This window comes from Streptomyces sp. NPDC002265 (genome assembly GCF_040296125.1).
In the GTDB taxonomy this organism is placed as follows: Bacteria; Actinomycetota; Actinomycetes; order Streptomycetales; family Streptomycetaceae; genus Streptomyces.
Genome location: NZ_JBEOWS010000031.1, coordinates 25561 through 46668, shown reverse-complemented (window position 1 = coordinate 46668; position 21108 = coordinate 25561). Strand labels below are relative to the sequence as shown.

The window sequence follows — 21108 nt, the reverse complement described above, 5'->3', positions numbered from 1 at the left end:
TCAGGCGAGTACTTCGACGTCCCCAACGGGAACTCCTGTCCTATGGATCATCACGATCCAATGATCAGGGTGCCCACGATCAAGGGGTAGGGCCCGTCCGGGAGTACACCGGACGCAAGGACCAGCCGAAGGGCTTCGGCTGGCGCGACTTCCGGGACCTGATCGTCCGCGCCCGCATCCAGCTCGGCGGTCCCATCGTGCTGGTCTGGGACAACGTCCGCCTGCACCTGACCAAGCAGCTTCGCGAGTTCATCGACGCGAACGCCGACTGGCTCACAGTCTTCCAGCTGCCCACCTACGCGCCCGACCTCAACCCGACCGAAGGTGTCTGGTCATTGGTCAAGCGCGACATCGGCAACCTCGCCGCAGCGAACCTCGGCGAGGTCACCCGCGCCGTGAAACGCAAGCTCAAGACCCTCCAGTATCGTCCGGATGTCATCGACGGCTGTCTGACGGGCACCGGCTTGTTGCCGGACCCCTGACCTGCTGGTCTTGCCTGCGCGGAGTCGTGCTCCAATAGCAGCGCACGCCGGGAGCGGTCCCTCCTGGGAAGCCCGAGCCCTGAACGGCGGCGGCATGACCGAGCAAGGAGCCGCAAAAGCCTTCTACCTCCGGTACTGGCAGCCGGCCGACCAGGTGGAGATCGGATACCAGGTGACCGGCGTCGCCGAAGTCGTTGCGCACGCTGGCCGAGCCGCGCAGATCTACCGTGCGGCCGGGGCCGATTGCCTGGCCGGCGTCTCTGTGTGGCGCGGCGCCGACATCCCCGAAAACGCCCTCAACCTCGCCATCGGTCCAACACGCTGGGCCATCGTCCACACCGACGCCGATTTCTTCCAGACCGTGACGCGAGGTCCGCGGAGCCCGGATCGAACCCGGCAGAAGGTTCGCTTCGACGATCTGCTGGAGATCCCGAGCGACTGCTTCATCGACAGGGCGCTCGCGATCGACACCGTGTCGCTGTGGATGTCCGAGGACGCACTGCTGCAGGCCGCAGGCTTCTCCAACGACCTGTTCGGTTAGGCCAGCAGGGACGTGGCACTCACTCACAGCTGACCAGGTCGCGTCCCCGACATCACCCATTCAAGTTCAGTAGCAGTCCCGAAGAAAATGGATTGCCTTGGGCGCAGCGCTCACGTTGGCTGGGCAGCATGGCTGAACTGCGCACCGATCGCCTCGTGCTCCGTCGATGGCAAGACTCCGACTTTGAACCATGGGCGGCGATGAATGCCGATCCTGAGGTTCGGGAGCACTTGGGCGACCTGCTCACCCGCGAACAGAGCGATGCCTCCGTGGCGCGGTTCCAGGCCGAGTTCGACCAGCGAGGCTACGGGTGGTGGGCGGTTGAGGTGCAGGCCACGGGTGAGTTCATCGGCTTCGCGGGCTTGGACCAAGTGGATGACGGCATGCCGTTCATGGGGGTAGAGATCGGTTGGAGGCTCGCTCGCTCGGCCTGGGGCCAGGGTTACGCCACCGAGGCCGCCTTGGCTGGCCTGGCCTTCGGGTTCGAAACGCTTGAACTCCCCGAGATTCTTGCAGTGACGACTGCGACCAACCTCCGTTCCCAAGCAGTGATGCGCCGGATCGGAATGACCCGCGACCCGGCTGACGATTTCGACGACCTCACTGCGCCCGAAGGGACACTGCGTCCGAACGTGCTGTACCGAATCGCGCGTGGTGTGAGGGTCTGACGCTCTCGGCTCGGTCGCTTGGTCAGGCTGCGGCGGGGAGAGCGCGTCCGCCCCAGCGGATGCCCTTCTCGCTGCGGATGCGGGCGCGTTCGCGACGCTGCGCCGCGAGGACGTCAGGGTGGCGGGCGTTGGTGTTGCGCCAGCGCAGGTAGGCGTGCAGGGCCCGGGTCTGCACGCTGTGGTTGCGGTGGTTGGAGTTGGCGATCGTGAACTGCCGCAGTGGCCCGAAATGGGCTTCGATCGGGTTGGCCCAGGAGGCGTAGGTCGGGGTGAAGCACAACTCGACGCGGTTCTTCTTCGCCCAGCGACGGATCTTGTCGCCCTTGTGGGCGGACAGGTTGTCCAGGATGACGTAGATCGGGGCGCCGTCCGGGCGCGCGGCGCGGATCGACCTCAGTGCGGCCAGGGTGTTCACCGCACCCTTCTTGCGGCGGTTGACGCCCCACAGCCGGTCGTCGCCGACGGAATAGCAGCCATGGAAGTACCGCACCCCGTGGGTGCGGCGGTAGGTCGCGGGATGACGCTCGGGGTGACCGGCGGATCGGATCGGACGTCTTCGGACATCCAACCGCTGGAACCGCCGACCCGGCGAACCTTCCCGGTCAGAGCACTAGCCAACTGCTCGTAGGGCTGGGGGTTGCAGCCAGGGCTACGTCGTATCCACGCCACGCCGGGGGGCTACGGACAAAGCGCCTGACTCCCGCCGGCCGGAAGACTCCGCGATGCCTGCTGAGACAGACGTGCCGTGGTCACCGTGTGACGTCCAGCTCGGTGTACATGCCGGCCAGGTAGTGGCCGGGCAAGTTGCAGACCAGCTCGTAGCGGCCGGGCTGCAGTGTCAGCGTGGTCCAGGCCGTCGCGCCGGGCGTGATGCCGTTCCCGGTCCCCGGGCCGCAGCTGCGCGACGCCTCACCCAGGCTGCCTGTCTCAGTGACCTTCCCGTCAGAACCGGTGGGGCGTTCGCCTGCGGGCTGACCCGCTGGCAGGGGCAGCACGACCACTTCGTGGGGGAGGGAGCCAACGTTGGTGACCCGCAGCGACACCACGCCGGCCGGGGCCGTGCCCGGTGTGGCGTTCAGACGCATCATGCCCATGCCCTGCCAGCCGGGGCCCGGGGTACGCCAGTTGGGGCGGCCCATCATGCCCGGCCCCATGTCCCCCACGGTCACATCCACCACGTGGCCTCTCAGAGCAGGCGCACTGCACTGCGTGCCTGGCCCTCGCCAGGCTGCCGGCGCACTGTGGCGGAAGGCACCGGTGGCGGCGAACAACAGTGTGGTCGCAATACCCAGCACCAGTGCAGCGGCTGCCCCTGCAACCAGCCACATCCCGCGCGGGCGCCTCGCGTTCACCGGTGCTCCCGCAGCAGCGCGAGGCGCCGTTTGTACTCGTCCTCGTCGATCTCCCCGCGGGCGAACCGTTCAGCGAGCAGGTCCTCCGCTCGCCTGCTTCCCCACCCGGACTCACCAGAGAGGGAAGGCGGGCTGCCCTGGTGGCCGTGATGGCTGCCCGCGAGGTAGCGGACCAGCGCGACGACACCGGCGATCACCAGCGCCCAGAACAGCACCATGAAGATGGCCATGAAGAACCAGCCGCCCCAGCCCCAGCCGCCGTCGTACCACATCATGTCGATCACCTTCCTCGGCTGGCGAGCAATCGTTGTGCCCTGCCCTGCGAATGCGTCATGCCGACCGCCCGGCCTGGTCGCCGCCCTCCCCCGGGGAGGGTGGCGAGGCCCAGGGCCGTCAGGCCCGCAGTGCGCCGCCGACCGACCGCCGAGACGACAGGCCCTGACCGCAGCCAGGACACAGACAACCCCGGCCTCCGGTTCATGCGGATCCGGCGGCCGGGGCCCGGGCGCTGTAGCGATCTCGATACCTGGGCCCGGAGTCCATCACTTCGCCCAGACGCCCAGGGCCAGCGATGACCGATGCGACCGACGTCGATGCCGAGCCAGCCGGTGGGCGGCCCACCTTACGAACGGCGCAGGTCAGTGTCAGCAGTCGTTGTAATCGATATAGGGATCTTATCCAGCTATCACCCGATTAGCGCGTTTTACCCAAAGCCACTGCCTGCCGCAGGGTTTTACGGCCCGGCCGCCTGCACCCGGACCAACCTCGACACCGCCATGCACGGCGAGGCACTCGCCCACGCCAAGTACATGCTCTATGCCGCCCAGGCACGGCGGACGGGAAACCCCGCACTGGCCCGACCGTTCGAGGGCACCGCCAGGGGTCGAGCTGCACGAGCACTTTGCAGGCGAAGCGGTCCTGGCCGGCCCGGTCCGCACGACGAAGGCGAACCTGAGCAAGGCCATCACCGGAGAACACAACAAAGCGACCGCCCTGTACCCGGGGTTCGCCGGCCGAGCCACAACCGTCGGTGACACCGCCACCGCCACCTGCTTCCGCAACACTGCCGCCGACGAGGCCAAGCACTCAGCCGCCTTCCAGCAGGCACTCAACCAACTGCGCTGATTCCTGGCCGAGCCGCGAGACCGGCTGGACACAAGGCGAGAACGCCCGGCCGGTCAAGCTCCCCCATGTGTCACCGGGCGGCCGGTGACACGACTGCCGGGTCACCCCCCTGGCGCCGGTCCCGCTCGTCGAGAACCGGCCGTGCCAGACCGCCTTCGCACCCGAGTCCCCGATCCGGTACACCTCGACGGCTGCGCCAACGGCCACGGCCAGGGCGAGCACCAGCACTGCGGCGCGCACCGGAACGGAAGCGGCCCGCCGGACCACGGCGGACGTCCCGCCGTTGCCGGAACTTTCGCCCGCACCGCTGCGCTCACGCTGCCAGCGGGAGCCCGCGCGGCCGAGCAGCCAGACGGCGACCGTCAGGACAAACAGGGCGATCACCCACGCAGTGAGACCAGAGCCCATCTCTGCATGCTCTTCCACCAGCGCAGTCTCCTGTACATGCTCTTCCAGCCACTCGCCGGATTCGGTGCTCAGCACCACCAGGACAAGAGTGACCAGCCCCAGCGCCGGCAACACCCAGCTGAGCCTGCGCGCCGCCGAAGACCACAGCGCACACACCACGAGCGCCAGCGCCGTCAGCGGGCCAGCACCACCGCGCCGTGAACAAGGAGCGGATGGCCGGGAAGGCCGTTGATCAGCCCAACCTCCACGGGGTCCCCTTCGAAGGATAGATTTCCACCTTTCCCAGATTGTGTGGCAAATAAGACTTTATGCAGATATGTGCGCTTGTATGGAGCAGGGTCCGAGGCGGACCCTCGCTGCCGTGCGGGCGACGGCCGTCGCGCAGGGTGATTCTCATAAATGAGGGACTGGGCGTGCCTGCCCGCCGCCGAGGTGGAACCGGTGTGAGATCGCATGCGGGCAGTGCCCGCCGGCAGGCTGGGACATTCGCATGAGCGGAGGCAAGGATGCCGGGTGACCCGTTCGGGCTGGCCGAGGTGCTCGCCGCTGCGGAGGACGCGGCGCCAGGGGCGTCTCTCGCTGTGGTGGCGCGCAATCTACGCGACCGGTTCGACGCGCGGGCGCTGTCGTTCCTGTTCGTCGGCGTCGCTGGTCGGCACATGGTGCGGGTCGACGAGGGGATCGCCTCGCGGGCCGGCCTCGACGCCGATCAGATCCAGCTGGCCGGCAGCGTCTACGACCAGGTGCTGCGCACCCAGGAGCTGGTGCAGGCCCCTGACGCCGGGCACGGAAAGCGGGTGTTCGCCCCGGTGACCAACCGCGGTGACACCATCGGCGTCCTGGAGTTGTCCCTGCCGCACGTCAGCCAGGAGGTCCTGGACGAGGTTGGCGAGGCCGCGCACGCGCTGGCGTACATCATCGTCACCGACCGCCGCTTCACCGACCTCTACCGGTGGGGTCAGCGCGCTACCCCTCTCAGTCTGGCCGCCGAGATCCAGCGCCAGCTCCTGCCCGACGCGCCCTCCTGCGAAGCCGCACAGTTCGTGCTCGCCGCGTGCCTGATCCCGGCCGACGACGCCGCCGGGGACACCTACGACTACGCCCTCGACCACGACACCCTGCATCTTTCCGTCACCGATGCCATGGGCCACGACGTCAACGCCGCGCTCATGGCCACCCTCCTGGTCAATGCCTCACGCGGCGCTCGTCGCGACGGCGCCAGCCTGACCGAGCAGGCCCGCCGGATCCACCAGGCTCTCCTCGACCACGGCCACCACACCATGGCCACCGGCCAGCTCCTGCGCATCGCCCTGGACGGGACCGGCGCACAGATCGTCAACGCCGGACACCCCTGGCCGCTGCTCCTGCGCGACGGCACGGTGAACGAGGTGCGCCTGGACGTCGACCTGCCCTTCGGCGCCCCCGGACCCACCCCCTACCACGTACAGTCCCTCGACCTGCGCCCCGGCGACCGGCTCCTGCTCCACAGCGACGGCATGCAGGAACGACAAGCCGAGTCCGTCGACCTGCCCGGCCTCATGCGCGAGACCGCCTGCCAACATCCCCGCGAGGTCGTGCGCGTCCTGACAACAGCGGTCACCGACGCCTGCGACGGCCACCTGCCCGACGACGCCACGGTGCTGTGCCTCGACTGGCACGGCCCCCGCCACGACGGCCGCCACGCCCACGCCGGAGCCGGCCCATAAGCACTTCCCCGTGCACATCCGAAGACACGCAGCCATCGGAGAAGGCACTTCGCGACCTGCGTCGGCGGGTCGGGGTGACCCCGTTCAAGCGGCTGTTCGACGTGCTGGCCGGTCCGCTGGCCCAGCCGTCCACACCTGGAGTGCGCTACCGCCGCTGGCGCACGGTCGCCTTCGACGGCTGCGGGAGCCTGTCTGTCCCCGACCACGAGCGCAACCGGTCCTGGCTCGGCCGCACCGAACGCCGCTACGGCCCGACTGGCCACCCCCGACTGATGCTCATGACCCTGTGCGAAACAGGCACCCGCGGCCTGGTCGCAGCGGTCTTCGGCCCCGCCTCCAAGGGCGAGACCGACTACGCCCACGACCTGGTCGGCCACCTGACCCCGGACATGCTCCTCCTGGCGGACCGCGCCTTCGACAGCAACGACCTGCTCGCAGACATCGCAGCTCAGGGGACTCAGTTCCTGATACGTGCTACCAGCACCCGACGACCGCCGGTGCTAGCGCTGCTGCCCGACGGCTCCTACCTGACCCGGATCGGGAGCCTCCCGTTGCGGGTGATCGAGGCCGAGGTCCATTCCCGCACCGCCGACGGCGGCGACTTCGGCGGGACCTACCGCCTGCTGACCACGCTCAGCGACCACCGCACCGATCCAGCCGACCACCTGGTGCGTCTCTACCACGAGCGCTGGGAGATCGAGATCACCTACCTGGCTCTACGTCACACCCTGCTCAGAGGGCGGGTCCTACGTTCGAAGGACCCGGTGGGCCTCAACCAGGAGATGTGGGGACTGCTCACCCTCTACCAGGCCCTGCGCTCGGTCATGGTGACCGCGGTGGAGACACTGCCCGGCTGCGATCCCGATCGAGCCGGCTTCACCGTCGCTCTGGAAGCCGCCCGCGACACGGTGGTCAGCCTGGGCGGAACGACCGCGACCTCAGGGCTGAGCAGCCCTTCCGACCTGGTGGGATACATCGGCACCCGCGTTCTGCACGCGCTGCTACCCGGGCGCCGGATGCGCCTGTCCGCCCGCATCGTCAAGTGCGGAACCTCCCGCTACAACATCTGGAACCGCGACGGCCGTCCACGCGCCAGCACATCGATCACCGCCATCGAGATCACCGTGCACCCACCAGCCCTGCCCAGCATGCAGGACCCGAGCCGGGCCCTCTCCGGCCGTTGGGGCCAGGTCTGCCAACTCTTGGCCGCGAACTCCAACCAGGCCATGCACACCCGGGACATCGCACGGCATCTCGGGCTCCCCACCTCGGGGCGCCCCCTCAGCAGCCTCACCGCACAACTCTGCTACTGGGCCCGCAACGACCGACTCATCCGCACCGCGCCAAGCACTTACAAGATCACTCTCCCTGAAACCTTGACACCGCCAACAGGGCCTTAACTTCGTGGCATTGGTACTGCATGGCCAGGCGTTTGGGGGCGAGTTCGCCTGCCACTAGCGTCACGAAGGTGAGTGTCAGGGTCACCAGGGTGATGGCCAGCGGCTCGGCTGCCCGACCGGCGAAGCCCAGCGCGGGTACGAGGGGTTCGGCCAGCGATACCGCGGCGGTGGCGGAGGCCAGGAATCCGGCCAGGGTGATGCCGATCTGGATGGTGGCTAGGAACCGGTTGGGGTCCTCGGCCAGGTGCACCAGTCGCGTCGTGCGGGCTTCGCCGCGGCGCTTCAGGCGGCGTAGTTGGCTCTCCCGCAGGGAGATCAGTGCGATCTCGGTGCCGGCGAACAGTGCGTTGAGCATGATCAGCGCGGCGATGAGCGCGAGGTCGAACCCGAAGCCGTCCATGGCGCCACCGTGCCATCCGTACGGGCGGCTCGCCCTGCGGCTGGCAGGGGCTGTCACAGATGGGTCCGCGCTGGTTCCGGCGGGATGGCGGTGGCGGGCCAGGCCCTCGGCCGGCTACCGGCGTGATCGTCGCGCTGCTCATCGCGGGTTCCGTCGTCCTCGTACGGCGCGAGGATCCTGACGCCTGAGGGCGCCGGAGCGCCGACCGTGTGCTCTAGACGCGGTCCTCGGGGGGCGATGTACTCGAAGGTGGGGCCAGCTGCCAGGCCGTCGTCGTCCAGCATCGCCATCAGGCTCTGCTCCTGCCCCTCGGCCGCGTACATCGTGCCCACGGACATGCCCAGCATCGCCGGGTTGCTGTTGAAGGCCTGCTTTCCGGCATCTGGAGCATCTTGCAGTAGGTCTGGTTGAACGCCTCCTGGGCGGTGCGGATCGCGCTGCCCTCGGGGTGGTCGGCCGTGCGCTGGTGGGGGCGCACGGGCCGGATGCCGGCCGGGTCCACGGTCACGGCGTCGCCGGTGGGACCGGACTGCGGTGTATCGCCAGGGCGGTAGCGGCGTCCCGCGAGTTCCTGGAACCGGTAGTAGTGGGAGACGGCCTCGGTCTCGGGGTGGAACAGGTCCTTGTCGCCGTCCCAGACGACGGCGCGTGCCGCGCCTTCCCCCGGTCTGGGAGCGCAGTGTCTCGTCCTGAAGACCGGTAGGGCAAGGACGGTGTGACGCTGTTGTGCCGTCGTCCGGTCAACTCCCGCTGTCCGGCAGTTCGGGCGGGTCCGCCAGGAAGTCCGCGGACGGGGTGAAGAACAGGGTCCCCGTGACGGCGGTGGAGAAGTCCAGGATGCGGTCGTGCGCAGCCGTGTCCGTGCCCAGGAACATGCGCTCCAGCATCGTCTCGGTGACCCGGGGGTCGCGCGCGTATCCGATGAAGTACGTACCGAACTCCTCGGCGCCCACCGTCCCGAACGGCATGTTGTCGCGGAGGATCTCCCGCTCGGTGCCCTCGGCATCGGTCACGATGGTAAGGACGATGTGGGAGTCGGCCGGTTTCACGTCGTCCGCCAGTTCCACGTCGGAGAGTTTGCGCCGGCCGATCACCCGCTCCTGGGCTTCCACGGGCAGGGCTTCCCAGGCGTCAAGGTCGTGGAGGTACTTCTGCACCATCACGTAACTGCCGCCGGCGAAGCGCGGGTCCTCCTCCCCCACCAGCACGGCGGCCTGCGCCCGGGCACCTGTGGGGTTCTCGGTGCCGTCGACGAAGCCGAGAAGGTCGCGTTCGTCGAAGTACTGGAAGCCGTGCACCTCGTCCCGCACCGTGACCGCTCCGCGCAGCCGAGTCATGATCTCGGTGGCGAGGGCGAAGCACAGGTCCTGGCGCGCGGCGCGTATGTGGAAGAGCAGATCGCCGGGGGTGGCGACCGCTCGGTGCCGTGGGCCGCGCAGTTCTTCGAAGGGGTGCAGGCGCGCTGGGCGTTCGCCGGCGAACAGGCGGTCCCAGGCGTGGGACCCGATGCCGGTCACACAGCTCAGCAGACCGTCCGGGTGGGCGCGGAACCCCACGGAACGTTCCAGGGAGCCGAGGTCTGGCAGGAGGTCGCGGACGGTACGTTCGCCGCCGTCGTTGACCGTGACGACCAAGAAGATCGCCGCACTGGTCAGAGGGGACGAGATCGTCTGAGGCACGGGGTCAGTCCCCCGTTCTCGGTGCCGCGGGGATCGGCGGTTCGGCCTCCTGGACCTCCAACCGGTAGATGCAGATCTCATGGCGGCGTCCGGTGGAGACCTTGCTCCAGCCGTCCAGGACGCGCCAGCGCCCCGCGCTCCCGCGCAGGTGCGGTCCGTCGGTCGTGGCGGCCACTTGGAGTTCGGCCTCCAGTTCCCGGTGCCGCTCGTCCGGGACGTGCAGCTCCAGGGCGAAGCGGCGCGGGGGCCGTCCGCCGCCGGGGCGGGAGGTGTCCGACGGCATTGGTACGGCGGCGAGTTCGCGCATCGCACCGAGCAGCTCGATGTCCAGTGTCGTCATGTGTGTTCTCTTCCTGTGAGGGTGGGTTCGGGGTGGGCGGGGTCAGGAGCTGACCTCGGGGGCGGGGCGGCCGGCGAGCCACTCCCGGTAACTGGTCTGCGCGACGAAGGCGCCGGGGCCCGGCAGGAGGTCCCATGTGCGCGGGCGAGCGCCGAGGAAGGGGCTATGGGTGTGCGTGTGGACAGGCCGGCGGTCCGCGTCCGTCGCGAGGGCGATACGGACGAACCGATCCAGCCCGAACCGTTCGGGGCCGGCGATCTCGCGCGCTCCGCCCAGGGGCCGGGACACCGCGATGTGTGCGAGGTACATCGCCACATCCGTCAGGGACACCGGCTGCACGCGCAGCGGCGGCACCCGGACGGCGCCGTCCTCGGTGGCCGTGTCCGCGATGGCCTCGGCGGCCTCGAACAACTGGGTGCTGCGCAGGATGGAGTGTGGGATGCCGGAGCGTTCGATCATGGCTTCCCGGGCGCGCAGCGCGGTGAAGGCACCGTCATCGCGGACCCGGTCCACGCCGACCGCGGAGAGGCACACGTGGTGCCGCACCCCGGCGGCGATCGCGGCGCGCAGGAGGCCGCTGGCCGGGCCGTTCTCCGTGGGGAACGTGCCGGTGGCGGGGGGCGGTTGATGGACGAGGTCGATCACCACCGCACAGCCGTGCAGGGCGTCGGCGACCTCCTCCGGGGTGAGTGCGTCGAACCCGGCGGGTGCCGAGACGATGCCCACCTCGTGTCCGTGGTCCCTGACCCACAGGGCGGTCTCGACGCCCATGAGTCCTCCGTCGTCGAACACCACGACCTTCATCGTGCATCAACCTCCTCAACGCCTGGTCGGTCGAGGGGTTTGACCGGTCCGGTGCCCGATGTGTGACACGGGGGGGGCGGGAAGTACCACCGATCGGCTTCGCTGTCCGAGGCGGTGTCAGACGAGTTCCAGGCCGCCGTCCACGGTGACGACCTGGCCGGTGGCGTGCCGTCCCGCGGGGTCGGTCATCCGCAGGACCCAGTGGGCGATCTCTTCGGTGCCCGCGATGCGGTGGGTGGGGATGCGGTCGCGTTCGTAGGCGTAGATGTCGTCGGCGGCCTCGGGGGTGGTTCCGGCGTGCAGCATGACGTCGGTGCGGGTGGGGCCGGGGGCGACGGCGTTGACGCGGACTCCCTCCTCCGCCAATTCCAGCGCCCAGCTGCGGGTCAGCTGTTGGACGGCGGCCTTGGTGGCCGCGTAGTGCGCGCCGCCCGGCATAGGCCGGTGCCCGTGGATGCTGGAGAGGTTGATGATGGTGCCGGAGGTCTCGCGCAGGTGTGGCAGGGCGGCGTGTGGGCGAGGAGACTCGGCGCGACGACGTTCAGGGTGAGCAAGTTCGTGACAGTCTGCTCGTCGGTGTCGGCGAGTCTCATCACCGCTGTGGCACCCGCGTTGTTGGCCAGGTGGTCAATGCGTCCCCACCGCCGTACGGCGGTCCTGATCACCTCGGCTTCAGCGAAGGCGACTGCCGTGGCCCGGCCGATGCCGGAACCGGCTCCGGTCACGACGGCCATGTGGCCCGCGAAGGTCAAGGCGGAAAGGTCTGCGGACATCACATGTTCCTTCTGTCTTCACTGGTATGCACACTCAATATGGCGTGCCCCACTCAACGGTTAAAGATTGAACAGTGTGAAACGGTCGGCGGCTCGTCACGCGGCGGGGGCAAGCACCTTCACCAGGCCGTCCAGGTCGCCGGTGTGGGCGGCCGTCCGGAACGCCGCGGCGAGGCGGCGGTGCGACTCGACGGGGACCGGGCGCTCCCGGCCGGACTCCAGCCGGGCCTGTGCCCGGTGCACCACCACACGCGCGTTCGGGGCGCTGATCCGCAGCAGGGACGCGAGTTCGGCGTAGGCGTACCCGAATCCCTTGCGCAGGACGTAGGCGGCCAGCCGGTCCGGCGTCAGTCGCGCCATGAGCATGGCCAGGGCCCCCTCGACCGCAACGCTGCGCTCGACGCTCAGTACGGGGTCCGGGGCGGCCCGGTCGCCGAAGTCGGCCAACTGCGGCTCGACCGGGACCTCGTGGCGGTGGCGGGCGGAGCGGACGACATTGATGGCCAGCCGGGTGGTCGCCGTCACCAGGAACGCGGTCGGGTTGTCGACCTCCGCGCGCTGAGTGAGCTGCCAGCGCAGCCACACCTCCTGGACCACGTCCTCGGCTCCGGTGACGTCGCCGAGAATGCGGTAGGCGATGCGGAAGAGCCGTGTCCGCTCGGTTAGGAAGGTGTCGAGGGCGGCGCCCATGTCGTCTTCCCCGGCCGGCCGGGCGAGCGCGGGTTCGGTTGTCATGGTCTGCGAGCCGGTCGCGGGCATGGGGAACTCCTCGTGGTGGAAGGGCCGCCCGTCCAGGGCGCGCCTCCACCCTCGCCGCGGGACCCCCGCCCCCACGCCCCTGGCTCCCCGTGGTGGAGTCCGTGGCCCCCCGTGGGACTCCCCGGGGGGCCGCTCCCCGAACCCGTGGGGCTTCCATGGGCCACCCCCGTGGGGACCCCGTGGCCGAGCCCGTGGGGCCCACTCATGACCCGTCGTCCGACCCGGCCTGTACCCGCTACCGCATGAGGACGTTGATGTCGTGGTCGGAAGAGATCTCAATCTGACGGTCACTCTGGTGTGGTCCCCGGCCACCGGGGTGCGGCAGGGTGCCATCCCGCCGACCCCTACCCATGTCGCCGACCTGATGCGGGACGTATCGGCTGACGCCCGGGTCGCCGCGGCGGCTCATGTGAGCCGGGGAGGGCCAGCGGCCGGGCAGTGACGCCGATGTCTTTGGTCAGCGGGGGCACGTAGAACTCGACCTCCGCCGGGTCCGTGGGAAAGGCCGAACGGCCGTCCCAGCGGGCGTAGTCGAGGCCCGGGGGCAGATCGGCGAGGCGGCCGAACTGTGCGGGCAGCCATACCTGGGGGGATCGCGCGGTCATGACGACGTACTCCGCTCTCACGACGTTTTCCGGGGCTCCGGTCCGGTCCCGGAACGCCCCGAAAGGTCGCGGACGGAGCCGGGCTATTGACTGCGCACCGTGTGCTTCTGTGACAACAGTCCGCGCTGCGGTCGCCTGTCCTCGCTGTCACATATTATGTTCATACGTTGTCATGTCGGGCATGCACACTATCTTCAGCGGACCGTCGGGCCTCCGACGGGAATCCGACTCCTACGCGGTCACCGCGGAGTTCTACGACCTCTTGCAGGCCGACGCGGACGAAGCCCGGGTCCGCCGGCTCTACGCACGCCAGATCGCCGACGCCCGCACCGGCGTGCTGGACGTCGGGGCCGGTACCGGGCGAGTGACGATGCTGGCCCTCGCCGACTCCTGGGCCGACGTGCACGCCGTCGAACCGGCCCGGGCTATGCGTACGTCGCTGCTGACCCGGCTCGCAGCCCTGCCCTCCGAGCAGCGGGACCGGGTCACCGTGCACCCGCACCCCCTCGACGAGACCGCGCTGGACACGGTCGCGGACGTGGCCGTCTGCCACAACATGCTGGGCTGCCTTCCACCCGGCGTACGCGAGAAGTTGTGGCCCGCGCTCGGCAGGGCTCTCACCCCCGGCGGCTCGCTGTTCGTGCAGCTGCCGCCGGCCCGGCTCCCGGCCCGCACCGTCGTGCGCCTGCTCGCGGACAAGCGGGTCGGCGCGCACGTCTACGGCGGGCGCATGACAATGTCGGCCGCCGGCTACCGCATCCGGACCCGCGCCGACTACTGGGTCAGGGACGCCGAGGACGTGCTGCGGGAACACACCGAGACGTTCTGGATGTGGCCCGCGACGCGCGCCCAGCTGACTCGCGAGCTGGCAGCGCACGGGTTCGCCCTGCTCCCGGGGTACGAGGAGTCGGAGCTGCTGGCCGTGACGCTGCGCGGCCGCCGGTGAGACGCCGCACCTCAAGAGCCCCCCGGGTGCCGCACTGCCCCAACCGGGCCCGCCGCCCAGTCATCCGCACGTCCCCACCGCACGGTTCGCCGTGTGTGTCACACCAACTGGGACGGGATGCAACGTCTCGCATGTGAAGACGTTCGTGATCGTCAGGGGCGATCTGGCCGCCAGCAAGGCCGCGGAGGAACTGTGCGCGCACGGTCACGACGGGCCCCTCATCGTCCCGGGTGCGGACCGGGGCCGGGTCGAGGGTGACCACCGCGCCGACCGGCCCCGGTGGCGGAGGACCAACCCGGCGCGTCCGTTGACCGGCCAGGTGTCCACGGTGGTCCGCGGTTGGGCGCGGAGCAGGGTGAGCACGCTCCGGGCCACGTGCTCGCTGCCGGTGACGGGAACGTCGGCGCACGGACCCTCCCGCCGCCGTCGAAGTACGCGGTGACGTCGTCGGCCAGCACTGCCCGGAGACCGTCGAGATCTCCGTCGGCGCACGCCCGCCGCACGGCCCGCGCACACTCTTCCTGCCGCCCCGGCGGCGCTGGCTGGCCGCCCCGGGCGCCCAGGCCGTGCCGGGCGCGACCGCCGGATCGGCCCGCTCCGCTACCGACGCGCGGGTGACCACGTCTCCACCGACCCCAGCAACGCCTCGCCGATCCCGGCCGGTGGCCCGGGCGCGGCCGGCCGGGCCAGCGCGGGGCGGCCCACGACGTAGCTCAACCAGGTCCGCGGCGTCCGGATGCGCGAACGCTCACCGCCGGAGAGCCCGTACCACCGCCGGTACGCCTCGTCGGTAAGGCACTTGGCCGTCACCCGGCTGCCCAGCATCCACTGCGCGACCTCCACCAAGTGCCACCGCTCGTCGAGCAGTTCGCGAGCGGCAGGGCACCGCCGATGTGCTCCATACCGACTCCCCCACCCGCAGGGTGGCGTCGCACGGAACGTTACCCGCTGCCTCCACCGCACCGGGAAGTGGGAGAGACGCTGGCATCTCCGCAACGAAACACACTGTCGGACCGAACCTCGGCGCCCCGACCCACTCAGTGGCAATACAGTGTTACATGTGAACGGGCCGCCCCTGAGGGCCGCTTGCCCCGGGCCGCTATTCGCCCTCACGTACCGAATCATCATGCGTACTTCAGCACGCGCCGCGGTCGTCGGAGCCTGCCTCATAGGGCTCTCGCTCGCCTCGACGACCGCCCAGGCCACCCCCGGCGGCCCCGGCGTCAGCGGCCGGGTCCTGGCCCAGCGGACCGTCGGCGACACCGACTACGTCCTCCGCGAGATCACCATCCCGCCCGGCCAGGCGGTGTCCGAGAAGATCAAACGGTCGCCCGCAGCGGGCGCCCACGAGGCGCCGCCGACGGACGAAGGGAGCGCCACAGGGCTCGCTCCGTCCCCGGCCCGCCGTCCCTGACGGCCCGATCAACGGTGTGTTCTGCGTGGAACCGCCCACTCTGTTCTCGGCCGACGGGGCCGCTGCATATGATGTTCGCCAGCATCCCCCCGGTGCCGCGGGGGGCGGGCCGGGACATCGAGCGGTCCCGCCAGGACACAGGGGCAAAAGCTGCTACAGGTCTTTTAGTCACTCATAGTCATCTGTAGTCGCGTATCTCGATATCTTGGTTTCGTGAAGCTGTCGGAGTGGGCGCGTCAGCGGGGCGTGAGTGACCAGACTGCCTGGTGGTGGGTGAAGGACGCGAAGATGCCGGTTCCGGTCCGTCAGGCGCCGTCCGGGACGTGGCTGGTCGACGAGGTCGCCGCTGTCCAGTCGTCCGGGCGTGTGGTGACGTACTGCCGTGTGTCGTCCGCCGGCCGGAAGGCCGGCCTTGGCCGGCGGGCCGCCCGGGTGGTGTTGGGCGCGAACGGGCTGGGCCTGGCCGTCGCCGAGGTCGTCAGCGAGGTCGGCTCGGGGGTGGACGGGGAGCGCCGCAAGCTGCACCGTTTGTTGTCCGACCCGCAGGCGGCAGTGATTGTGGTCGAGTCCCGGGACCGGCTGGCCTGGTTCGGGGTCGAGTACCTCGAAGCCGTGCTGTTGGCGTCCGGGCGGCGCCTGGTCGTCCTCGACCCGCCCGGGACCACTGAAGACCTTGTACGGGATATCAGCGAGGTGCCGGCGTCGATGTGCGCCCGCTTGTACGGGCAGCGGGCGGCGAAGGACCGTGTGGCCCGTGCGGTGGCTGTGGCGACCGGCGAGGCTGCCGGGTGAAGAAGTTCCGGCCGCAGTCCGGGTTTGTGGTGCAGGCGTTCCGGTTCGCTCTGGATCCGAACGCCGCCCAGGAGGCCGCGTTGCGGTCACACTGCGGCGCGGCCAGGGCCGCGTACAACTGGGCTGTGGGCTGGGTGAGCGCCGCGTGGTGGCAGCGCCGCGCGGAGGAGTCCTACGGCATCGCCGAGGAGTCGCTGACGGATTGGCGGCCGTGGTCGCTGCCCGCCCTGCGTAAGGCGTTCAACGAGGCCAAGCACACCGATGTGAGGTTCGCGTTCTGGTGGGAGGAGAACTCCAAGGAGGCGTACTCCACCGGCCTGGCGAACGCGTCGGCCGCGTTCGACAACTACGCAAAGTCGAAAAACGGCAGGCGGCGCGGCAAGCGTGTGGGTGCGCCCCGGTTCAAGTCGAAGCGGAAGGCCCGCCTTGCCTGCCGGTTCACCACCGGCACCATCCGGGCCGAGCGCGATGGCAGGTATGTCACGCTGCCGAGGCTGGGCACGATCCGCACCCACGAGCCCACGGTGAAGCTCCTGGCCCGTGTCCGGGCGGGGACGGCGCGGATCCTGTCCGCGACCGTGCGCCACGAGCGCGGACGCTGGTTCGTGTCCTTCCAGGCCGAGGTCAGACGCGACCTCGAACGCGTGGCGCGCCCGGACGTGGCGGTCGGTATCGACCTCGGTGTGAAGTCCCTCGCCGTCATGGCCGACAGCACCGGTGAGATCCGCACCGCCGCCAATCCGCGGCACTACGACCGGGCCCTGAAGCAGTTGCGCCGCGCCTGCCGGACCGTGTCCCGCCGTCAGGGACCCGACCGCAGGAGCGGGCGTAAGCCGTCGAAGCGGTGGGAGAAGGCCAACGCCGCTCGCAACCGCGTGCATCACCGGGTGGCGAACCTGCGCGCCGACGCCCTGCACAAGCTCACCACCACGGTGGCCGCCGAGTACGGCGCCATCGTGGTGGAAGACCTCAACGTCGCCGGCATGCTGAAGAACCGGCGCTTGGCCCGCCGTATCACCGACGCCGGGTTCGGCGAGATCCGCCGCCAGCTCCACTACAAGACCCGCCAGCGCCACGCCACCTGCCTCGTGGTCGCCGACCGCTGGTATCCCTCCTCCAAGACCTGCTCCGGGTGCGGCACGGTGAAAGCCAAGCTGCCGCTGCACGTACGGACCTACGCATGCGACGCCTGCCACCTGGTCATCGACCGGGACGACAACGCCGCACGCAACCTCGCCGCCCTCGCGGCAGCCTGCATCACTGGTACCGGAGTGGCCGGAGACCAAGACACCGCCCCGGCGGCGTCGAAGCCTCGCGGAGCCGACCAGAAGACCCGCACCACCCGCCGCGGCCGCACGGCGGAGGCGGGGCGGGCAGGTGGCGCAACCCTGCCGCACCAGCAGCAGGAGGAAACGAGAGACCGCACTCAAGCCGAGCCCCTGACGCTCTGGTGACGAGACGGACCTTCCGGGCCGAAATGCCCGGAATGCCGAGACCTGACTACGAACTCAGCAACGGTTGAGCACGAGAGGAACCCATGGGCTCCGTGACCCAGACGGCTCGCGCCATCGAGAGTACCGCCGATAGTCTCCAGGAGAACCTGGCTCGGCTAGAGATCCAGAAGCAGGCGCTGGAGAGGGAACTGGCCTCGGTCACCGCCCATCTCGGTTCCGTGCAGCGGGCGCTCGACGCCCTTCACGCCCTCATGCCCGGCGCCGGCCCGGCGGCCGCCCCATCACCGCGGGGCCCCGCCCACGTGAGCGTCCCGTCGCCGGCGAAGCCAGAGGCCGCGCGCGCCGCGGAAACCGCAGAAGCCGCCGCAGAGCCCCCGGCCACGGCAGGCCGGAGCGACGAGGCGGGCGACGGCGGCACGACGTACGGCAAGCTCACGGAGCAGATCCTGGCGTACTTCGCGCAGGCCGGGGACACCGAGGTCCGCGCCCGCGACGTCGCGTCGGCTCTGGGACGTGACACCGACAGCGGCAGCATCAACGCCGTCCGCAGCACGCTCGACCGTCTCGTCGGCGCCTCGCGCGTCCAGCGGGCTGGCCGCGGGCTGTACCGCGCCGTCATGCCGTGAGCCGGCCTCCGGGCTGTGCGGGCTCCTCTCCTCGGCGCAGTTCGCCGCGGGAGACGAATGCCTCCCTCGGGTGCTGCACCGACGCCAGCGACACGATGTCGCGGCCGTAGAGAAGGGCCGTGACCCACACGGCGAACACACGCGTCTTGCGTTCCCAGCTCGGTATGGCCAGAACGTGATAGCCACGGTGCATCAGCCAGGCCGGGAACCCCTTGATGACCAGGCCCCGGTACTGGAAGATGCCGCGGCCGAGCCCGAGTGTGGCCACCACACCGAGACTGCGGTGCACGTAGTCCTTGGTCGGACGGCCGCGCAGCGACGCCAGGATGTTCTTCGCCAGCAGCTTGCCCTGGCGGACGGCATGCTGGGCGTTGGGCACGGTGTGCGCGCCCGGCCTCCCGGCCGCGAGATCGGGCACCGAGGCATCGTCCCCCGCCGCCCAGGCGTCGGGCACCACTTCGGTGTCCGTAGTGACCCGCAGATCCGCCCGTACGGTGAGCAGGCCCCGCTCGTCGACGGGCAGGTCGCTGTGGTTGTGCACGATCGGGTTGGCGGCGTTGCCGGCCGTCCACACCAGCAGGCCCGAGTCGTACTCGGTGCCGTCCGACAGCCGCACCCGGCCGTCCTCGGCGGAGACCAGCTGGGTGTTCAGGTGCACCCGCGCCCCCCGTTTCTCCAGTGAACGCACCACCCAGGCGCCCGGCCGGTCCGCGACCTCGGGCAGGATGCGGTCCCGTGCCTCGACCAGGTGGAAGGCCGGTTCGTCCGCGCCGATCTCCGGGTACTGCTTGAGCAACGCGGTCGCCAGGGCCAGCAGCTCACCAAATCCCTCCACTCCGGAGAATCCGCCACCGACGACGGTGACGGTGAGCAGTTTGGTGCGTTCGGGCCCGCGCGGCAGACCGGCCGCACGGTCGAACGAGGTGAGGAGGCGGTCGCGGATCGCCACCGCCTCCTCGACGTGCTTGAGTCCGTACGCCTGATCGCTCAGCCCCGGAATCGGGAAGGTCCGGGTGACCGCCCCCGCCGTCACCACCAGCACGTCGTAGTGCAGCTCGAGGGATGGCCCGGACTCCGGGCGGACCGTGACCGTGCGCGCGCTGTGGCGGATCTCCGTCACCGAGCCCGCCACCAGACGCGTGTAGTGGAGGTGACGGCGGAGCGAGACCGCCGCGTGCCGGGCCTCCACCGAACCGGCCACGACCTCGGGCAGGAAGGGCTGGTACGTCATGTACGGGCGGGGGTCGACGACGGTGACGCGCGCCTCGCCCGGCCGCAGCCTCTTCTCCAGGCCCCACGCGGTGTAGAAGCCCGCGTACCCGCCACCCACGATCAAGATCTCACGCACGGTGTCCTCTGTTCCTCTCGGTCCTAACCCTCTAGACCGGTCGTCGGCACTCGGTGTGACACGGTGGCCGGATCACGTGCCAGGGCTACGTGCGCGCCCTCTTCGCTCGCATGTCAGTTTCGGAGACCAGGGACGTGCGGTGGCCGTACTGGATGGTGTACATCCTCTTGGACCACTGGCCGGCGCCGCAGCCGAGGAGTCAGCGGAAGAACTGCAGGATGAAGGCGCCGCTCGAATGCCCGGCCGGAGGTGTAGAAGAGGGGAGGCGAGCGCGGTGAGCTCGCCAGCCTAACCGGCCCTCCCGGCAGGCGAAGTCCCGGCGCGATCCGCCGGCCGGGCAAACGAGCGGCGGCGCCGGCGTGCAGGTTGAAGGGGCAGCGCGTACTCCGCGTCCGGGCCGCATCAGCATGCGGCCGGGGCTCGTCGGCAGGGTGATCTGCAAAAGGAACCGCCAGGCGGCGTGTTCGCCGAGCCTCTTGATCACGAGTTGGGCCGCTCACGTGGCGGGTTCACGACCAAGCTGCATCTGGCGGTCGAGCAGGGCCAAAAGCCCATGTCGATCGTGGTGACGGCAGGGCAGCGTGGCGACTCACCACAGTTCGAAACGGTGCTAGAGAAAGTCCGCGTGCCCCGCGTCGGGGCGGGTCGGCCGCGCGTCCGTCCCGATCGCGTGCGCGCTGACAAGGCGTATGCCTCCCGCAAGAACCGCGCCTACCTGCGCCACCGAGGGATCCGCTGCACCATCCCGGACAAGGCCGACCAGGCACGCAACCGTCAGAAGCGAGGCTCCCGCGGTGGCCGACCACCGCATTTCGACCCGGTCGACTGCCGGAAGCGTCACGTGGTCGAGTGCGGAATCAACCGCCTCAAGCGCCATCGGGCCGTGGCCACCCGCTACGCCAAGCTCGCGGTCCGCTTTGAAGCCACTGTCCTCGTCGCGGCCATCAACGAGTGGCTGTGACCAGCACACTGCTACAGCTCGTAGTCCTGAGCCAGTTCCTCCCAGCGAATGCCGCGAAGCGCGAGATCAGCATCCTCGCCCACCGGTACTTCCGGTACTGGCTGGAACCCGGCGACGACGAGGGTGGAACCGTCCATTGCCGGGTCGAGCGCCGCGGAGTCGAAGACACCGATGCAGGCCACTGAAGGCAGCACCTCAACGAGACCGAAGGCGCCGGCGGTCTCGTCCGGGTACTCGCGGGAGGGCGGAACGAGATGGACCGGCATGGAGGGAAACTCGTGCTCGGCCTGTCGCTGGAGCCAGCTGACCTTCCGGTCGTTGATGCGCTTGCACGGGTAGCCCTCCAGCATCCCTCCGTAGGTCGAAGACATCCGTAGTTCAGTGAGCTGGATCGAACGACCCGACGAGAGGACTATGTGACCCAGTGACATGCCGACACCCTATGCACACGGTTCACTTCCGATACACGGCCTAGGCACTGTATGCCGTCACCCATAGGTGCGCGGCCCCCGGGTTCGTGATGGC

The 21108-nt window shown here is 69.8% G+C and carries 26 protein-coding genes and 1 pseudogene; 12 read left to right on the top strand and 15 right to left on the bottom strand.

Annotated elements, in window-relative coordinates:
• From ABT085_RS08595 to ABT085_RS08585, 3 genes are all read left to right on the top strand, one after another.
• Positions 1-482: transposase (locus tag ABT085_RS08595; RefSeq protein ID WP_502982696.1), on the top strand; the 482-nt coding region annotated here is incomplete at its 5' end.
• Between the two features lie 94 nt (positions 483-576).
• On the top strand, positions 577-1023 hold the full coding sequence (locus ABT085_RS08590; RefSeq protein WP_351603606.1) for a hypothetical protein: 447 nt from the start codon (positions 577-579) through the stop codon (positions 1021-1023).
• Between the two features lie 128 nt (positions 1024-1151).
• Positions 1152-1691 carry a GNAT family N-acetyltransferase gene (locus ABT085_RS08585; RefSeq protein WP_351603604.1) on the top strand — a complete coding sequence of 180 codons (540 nt, stop codon included), beginning with the start codon at positions 1152-1154 and terminating at the stop codon, positions 1689-1691.
• Positions 1692-1713: 22 nt separating this feature from the next.
• Here ABT085_RS08585 and ABT085_RS08580 read toward each other — a convergent pair whose 3' ends face one another.
• The 3 genes from ABT085_RS08580 to ABT085_RS08570 all read right to left on the bottom strand — a co-directional run bounded on the left by ABT085_RS08580 (position 1714) and on the right by ABT085_RS08570 (position 3318).
• Complete coding sequence (locus ABT085_RS08580; RefSeq protein ID WP_502982695.1) at positions 1714-2259, bottom strand: transposase; 546 nt, start codon at positions 2257-2259, stop codon at positions 1714-1716.
• 181 nt (positions 2260-2440) lie between these two features.
• Entirely contained in the window at positions 2441-2869 is a 429-nt protein-coding gene (locus tag ABT085_RS08575; RefSeq protein WP_351603602.1) for a sulfocyanin-like copper-binding protein, read from the bottom strand.
• 170 nt (positions 2870-3039) lie between these two features.
• Positions 3040-3318: an SHOCT domain-containing protein gene (locus ABT085_RS08570; protein WP_351603600.1), complete on the bottom strand. Its 279-nt coding sequence runs from the start codon at positions 3316-3318 to the stop codon at positions 3040-3042.
• A 541-nt stretch (positions 3319-3859) separates the two neighbouring features.
• Between ABT085_RS08570 and ABT085_RS08565 the strand changes: the two genes are divergently transcribed.
• Positions 3860-4168, top strand: a complete 309-nt coding sequence (locus ABT085_RS08565; protein ID WP_351603598.1) for a ferritin family protein — start codon at positions 3860-3862, stop codon at positions 4166-4168.
• Here the strand turns inward: ABT085_RS08565 and ABT085_RS08560 are convergent.
• Entirely contained in the window at positions 4130-4690 is a 561-nt protein-coding gene (locus ABT085_RS08560) for a hypothetical protein (protein ID WP_351603596.1), read from the bottom strand. The genes ABT085_RS08565 and ABT085_RS08560 overlap by 39 nt on opposite strands.
• A 392-nt stretch (positions 4691-5082) precedes the next feature.
• Here ABT085_RS08560 and ABT085_RS08555 point away from each other — a divergent pair, with 392 nt between their 5' ends.
• Entirely contained in the window at positions 5083-6282 is a 1200-nt protein-coding gene (locus ABT085_RS08555; RefSeq protein WP_351603594.1) for a PP2C family protein-serine/threonine phosphatase, read from the top strand.
• 74 nt (positions 6283-6356) lie between these two features.
• Positions 6357-7682, top strand: a complete 1326-nt coding sequence (locus tag ABT085_RS08550) for a transposase (RefSeq protein WP_351603589.1) — start codon at positions 6357-6359, stop codon at positions 7680-7682.
• Here ABT085_RS08550 and ABT085_RS08545 read toward each other — a convergent pair.
• From ABT085_RS08545 to ABT085_RS08510, 8 genes are all read right to left on the bottom strand, one after another.
• Positions 7642-8082 carry a CNNM domain-containing protein gene (locus ABT085_RS08545; protein WP_351603587.1) on the bottom strand — a complete coding sequence of 147 codons (441 nt, stop codon included), beginning with the start codon at positions 8080-8082 and terminating at the stop codon, positions 7642-7644. The two genes, ABT085_RS08550 and ABT085_RS08545, sit on opposite strands and share 41 nt — an antisense overlap.
• Before the next feature lie 53 nt (positions 8083-8135).
• Positions 8136-8420 (bottom strand): hypothetical protein, encoded by a 285-nt coding sequence (locus tag ABT085_RS08540; RefSeq protein WP_351603585.1) that lies wholly within the window; start codon positions 8418-8420, stop codon positions 8136-8138.
• A gap of 402 nt (positions 8421-8822) precedes the next feature.
• The gene (locus ABT085_RS08535; protein ID WP_351603583.1) at positions 8823-9761 is read right to left on the bottom strand and encodes a Dyp-type peroxidase; all 939 of its coding nucleotides are present in this window, start codon (positions 9759-9761) and stop codon (positions 8823-8825) included.
• A gap of 4 nt (positions 9762-9765) precedes the next feature.
• Positions 9766-10101 (bottom strand): hypothetical protein, encoded by a 336-nt coding sequence (locus ABT085_RS08530; protein WP_351603581.1) that lies wholly within the window; start codon positions 10099-10101, stop codon positions 9766-9768.
• 42 nt (positions 10102-10143) lie between these two features.
• Entirely contained in the window at positions 10144-10905 is a 762-nt protein-coding gene (locus ABT085_RS08525) for an SDR family oxidoreductase (RefSeq protein ID WP_351603579.1), read from the bottom strand.
• Positions 10906-11022: 117 nt separating this feature from the next.
• Positions 11023-11361 (bottom strand): SDR family NAD(P)-dependent oxidoreductase, encoded by a 339-nt coding sequence (locus ABT085_RS08520; protein ID WP_351603616.1) that lies wholly within the window; start codon positions 11359-11361, stop codon positions 11023-11025.
• Entirely contained in the window at positions 11292-11639 is a 348-nt protein-coding gene (locus ABT085_RS08515) for an SDR family NAD(P)-dependent oxidoreductase (protein ID WP_351603614.1), read from the bottom strand. The genes ABT085_RS08520 and ABT085_RS08515 overlap by 70 nt, the downstream gene beginning before the upstream one ends.
• A gap of 135 nt (positions 11640-11774) precedes the next feature.
• The gene (locus ABT085_RS08510) at positions 11775-12437 is read right to left on the bottom strand and encodes a sigma factor (RefSeq protein WP_351603577.1); all 663 of its coding nucleotides are present in this window, start codon (positions 12435-12437) and stop codon (positions 11775-11777) included.
• A 786-nt stretch (positions 12438-13223) separates the two neighbouring features.
• On the opposite strand from ABT085_RS08510, the gene ABT085_RS08505 reads away from it, so the two are divergent.
• The gene (locus tag ABT085_RS08505; protein ID WP_351603575.1) at positions 13224-13988 is read left to right on the top strand and encodes a class I SAM-dependent methyltransferase; all 765 of its coding nucleotides are present in this window, start codon (positions 13224-13226) and stop codon (positions 13986-13988) included.
• Positions 13989-14588: 600 nt separating this feature from the next.
• Here the strand turns inward: ABT085_RS08505 and ABT085_RS08500 are convergent.
• The gene (locus ABT085_RS08500; RefSeq protein WP_351603573.1) at positions 14589-14831 is read right to left on the bottom strand and encodes a hypothetical protein; all 243 of its coding nucleotides are present in this window, start codon (positions 14829-14831) and stop codon (positions 14589-14591) included.
• 283 nt (positions 14832-15114) lie between these two features.
• On the opposite strand from ABT085_RS08500, the gene ABT085_RS46665 reads away from it, so the two are divergent.
• From ABT085_RS46665 to ABT085_RS08480, 4 genes are all read left to right on the top strand, one after another.
• Entirely contained in the window at positions 15115-15402 is a 288-nt protein-coding gene (locus ABT085_RS46665) for a hypothetical protein (RefSeq protein WP_502982693.1), read from the top strand.
• A gap of 213 nt (positions 15403-15615) precedes the next feature.
• A complete protein-coding gene (locus ABT085_RS08490; RefSeq protein ID WP_351603572.1) occupies positions 15616-16194 on the top strand; it encodes an IS607 family transposase in 579 nt (192 codons plus the stop codon).
• Complete coding sequence (gene tnpB, locus ABT085_RS08485) at positions 16191-17648, top strand: IS607 family element RNA-guided endonuclease TnpB (protein WP_351603571.1); 1458 nt, start codon at positions 16191-16193, stop codon at positions 17646-17648. The genes ABT085_RS08490 and tnpB overlap by 4 nt, the downstream gene beginning before the upstream one ends.
• 83 nt (positions 17649-17731) lie before the next feature.
• Complete coding sequence (locus ABT085_RS08480) at positions 17732-18274, top strand: hypothetical protein (protein ID WP_351603569.1); 543 nt, start codon at positions 17732-17734, stop codon at positions 18272-18274.
• Here the strand turns inward: ABT085_RS08480 and ABT085_RS08475 are convergent.
• Positions 18264-19622, bottom strand: a complete 1359-nt coding sequence (locus ABT085_RS08475) for an NAD(P)/FAD-dependent oxidoreductase (protein ID WP_351603567.1) — start codon at positions 19620-19622, stop codon at positions 18264-18266. The genes ABT085_RS08480 and ABT085_RS08475 overlap by 11 nt on opposite strands.
• Positions 19623-20022: 400 nt before the next feature.
• On the opposite strand from ABT085_RS08475, the pseudogene ABT085_RS08470 reads away from it, so the two are divergent.
• A pseudogene (locus ABT085_RS08470) lies at positions 20023-20583 on the top strand (IS5 family transposase); the annotation flags it as partial.
• Positions 20584-20594: 11 nt separating this feature from the next.
• Here the strand turns inward: ABT085_RS08470 and ABT085_RS08465 are convergent.
• Entirely contained in the window at positions 20595-21014 is a 420-nt protein-coding gene (locus ABT085_RS08465; RefSeq protein WP_351603565.1) for a hypothetical protein, read from the bottom strand.
• Between the last annotated feature and the right edge of the window lie 94 nt (positions 21015-21108).